This is a genomic window from Pseudomonas sp. 2822-15 (genome assembly GCF_002742515.1).
GTDB classification, from domain to species: Bacteria; Pseudomonadota; Gammaproteobacteria; order Pseudomonadales; family Pseudomonadaceae; genus Aquipseudomonas; species Aquipseudomonas salomonii.
Map to the genome: position 1 here is coordinate 1 of NZ_LJRY01000181.1, position 2,725 is coordinate 2,725.

The 2,725-nt window shown below is 53.5% G+C and carries 3 protein-coding genes and 1 pseudogene; all 4 read right to left on the bottom strand.

Going from position 1 to position 2,725, the window contains the following annotated elements; translation table 11 throughout:
- Positions 1 to 94 precede the first annotated feature (94 nt).
- Positions 95 to 575, bottom strand: a pseudogene (locus tag AOA59_RS11395) (GNAT family N-acetyltransferase).
- A gap of 434 nt (positions 576 to 1,009) precedes the next feature.
- Positions 1,010 to 1,474: a hypothetical protein gene (locus AOA59_RS33120; protein ID WP_256593041.1), complete on the bottom strand. Its 465-nt coding sequence runs from the start codon at positions 1,472 to 1,474 to the stop codon at positions 1,010 to 1,012.
- Complete coding sequence (locus AOA59_RS33125; RefSeq protein ID WP_256593042.1) at positions 1,452 to 1,985, bottom strand: hypothetical protein; 534 nt, start codon at positions 1,983 to 1,985, stop codon at positions 1,452 to 1,454. The genes AOA59_RS33120 and AOA59_RS33125 overlap by 23 nt, the downstream gene beginning before the upstream one ends.
- A gap of 311 nt (positions 1,986 to 2,296) precedes the next feature.
- Positions 2,297 to 2,668, bottom strand: coding sequence for a tautomerase family protein (locus AOA59_RS11410; protein WP_099487399.1), 372 nt, complete (start codon positions 2,666 to 2,668; stop codon positions 2,297 to 2,299).
- Between the last annotated feature and the right edge of the window lie 57 nt (positions 2,669 to 2,725).

Here is a 2,725-nt window from a genome sequence, read left to right on the forward strand (position 1 = left end):
GGGCTGGGATGGCGGGGTTGGGGTTGTTGATGGTGGTGGGGTTTGCTTGGCAGTCGAGGGCGAGAGGAGTGTTAGCCGTCAATCAGGCGTCCAGCTAGCCAGCTGGGCCAATCGCCGGAACACTCCGGCGAACATAATAATGGTCGAATTCACTGCTTTCGATGAATTGGAAACCATGGCGGATATAAAAGCGATTCGAAGCGCTGTCTTTGAGAGCACCCACTTTAATGGGGAGCGCAGCTGCATCCGCCTCTTTGAAAATTTGAATGAGCACCGCAGACCCTACACCTGATCCTTGCGCGCCCGGTCTCACATACAAATGGTCAAGCAAGAGCTCATTGTGGTGATGCTTGACCACTACAAAACCGACCCGATCGCCAGATGCCTCGATGTAGCGTGTGTTGCGAGCTTCAAAACCCCCAAGAAACCGCTCGCGCGCGCACTGGATCAAATCGCCCAACACGCTCCAGGCTTTCACGCATGGCCTCGATTCGAATGGCTACCAGATCATCCAAGTCACGTTCTTGAGCCTGGACCAAAATGATTGGGGAGTTTTGATTGGGTGTGACGGGCATAGTCTGCGCTCGAACTAGCATCCTGGGACGGCCAGTATAGAGAGCCTGGCATGAGCCGCCACATCCCAGGGGAATTAGCGTGATATCAATAGCCAACTGATACACATGACGGTAACGGATGTGAAAGCAATCAGTGTCGGAATGACCATCCAGTACTTGAGATGTCGTGGGATTTTTTCAACGTCCTCAACCCGTACTAAACGCCTCCACTGAAATATGCTTGGAATAAGAATGATGATAGCCATAGCAACCAGCCGCTGGGGCCTTCCATCAAAGGGCGCATGACGAAAAATATCCCTGTGCACAGTAATGTAAGCACTGCCCTCCACGTAACGCTCTGCAGCGTCGAGCTTTTTGAACATGGCACAAAAAACCAGAGGTAAGCTCAATATCATGACGACCCCAGCGCACATGCCGATATATTCAAAGACCATTTAATCCCCCGCCGTCCTATAGAGAAATTTCCCTGTGCCTTCTCCCAAGACGCTTCCGGCTTTACCTGCGGCAAATCCACCTGCGGCACCGCCGACAATGGCACATGCCAACGCTCCGGCACCCGCTGTGGGTATGCCAAAAACAATCATGCAGGCGCCGACACCGATAGGCGCCCCAAACGCCGCGCCCACAGATGCACCACCCACCCCCAACACCAATTTACCCCCTTCAACATACTTCGCCTGCGTACACTCTTGCTCACGCCCTGTGGAACACGCCTCCGTTATCTCCAGCGCCGTCGCCCCAACATCCAGCGCTATGCCAATGTAAGTCCCCTTCTTCAATATTTGCGAGGCCTTGGCCAAACGCTTGACCCTTTCCTCATACCCACGAATGTCTCCATGGTGCCAATAGCTTTTACTGGAAATCCCCAACATCTTTTTAATCGAACCTTCGTTTCTCAACCTCCGTACCAAAGCGCGCCATGCCCGAGATTTGGCTATCCAACGTGGCAAACAGCGCTCTTCGCTTAACCAAAAACTCCTCCCTTGCCCCCGTGGTGCCTTTGCTCAAGTACTGCTTGTGCAAACTCTCGATTTCGATAAGGGTCTTCTCGACTTGCGCCAAATGCTTGCTCCATGCACTGCTGGCACTGCCGATGCCAAGGGACGAATAGGTCAAGATGGCCTGCAACTGATCATAGTTTTTGATCAGGAATGAGTCGGTTGCCGAGTACGCCAACAGGGCGAGCTTTATATTCAGCGCCGAGCGCATAAGCTGTGCCTCTTCAGCGGTGCAAGCGTCGGTCCGGCTATCTCCAATGATCACCAATTGCCCCGGCAACACCACCGTGTTGCGGATGTGCTGGTTGAGGATGTCGAATTTGGTCTGCGTATGCGGATCAAGCGCCAGGCTTAGTTTAAGCAATGGATAAGGCTGGGGATGTTCATTGATAAATGCGTAGGGTCCCCGCATGCGTGCACCTCCAAGTGACTGAGGCGCACGACTATAAGAAAGCGCCACAGCGGAGGTAAGACGTGAAGAGGGGTGGTTTTAACGTTTCAGAAACGGACTACTTCACTCTAAGTGCATGCCTACGCACTGGACGCTCTGGGGCTCGCTGAGCCGTTGTTACATCGGCATATTCAATGTCGATACGGGCGTGCGCGTGCCCACGGCCAAAGAGCCGAAAATAGAACGTACTTGTGCGTTGGATCGGCTGCCGGCGCTGTAGTGTAAAAACGGGATCATATTTAACTGTGGTATGACCCCGTTTTGCTAAAAGCCTAGTTGCCCCGCCCTCCCCCAAACGACCACTCATCACCGGCCGTGGTGGTGATCACCACCATCACGTCCTCTGCGTTCAGCCCCGGCGCCCGCCCCAGTTTCTCGACCAGATCACGGTAGAACTGCTGTTTCGTCGTAACACTTCGAGCACGGCCGGCGGTAATCGCGATCAGCACAAAGTCATGGCTACGCGGCCCACCCAGATAGTGGGGATCAAATATCAGCTCGCCGACCTCATGTTGGTGAATGACCTGGAATCGATCTGTCTTCGGCACTTCGAAGTTCTCGACCAACGCGTCGTGCAATCCCTGAGACAACGCCTGTAAAACGGGGTCATGTAAAACGGGGTCAGACCCTGAGGAATCCCCGATTTTTCTTACGAAAAATCAAGAAGTTGGAATTATTGAAGAAGCCTGCATGAGTCGGCC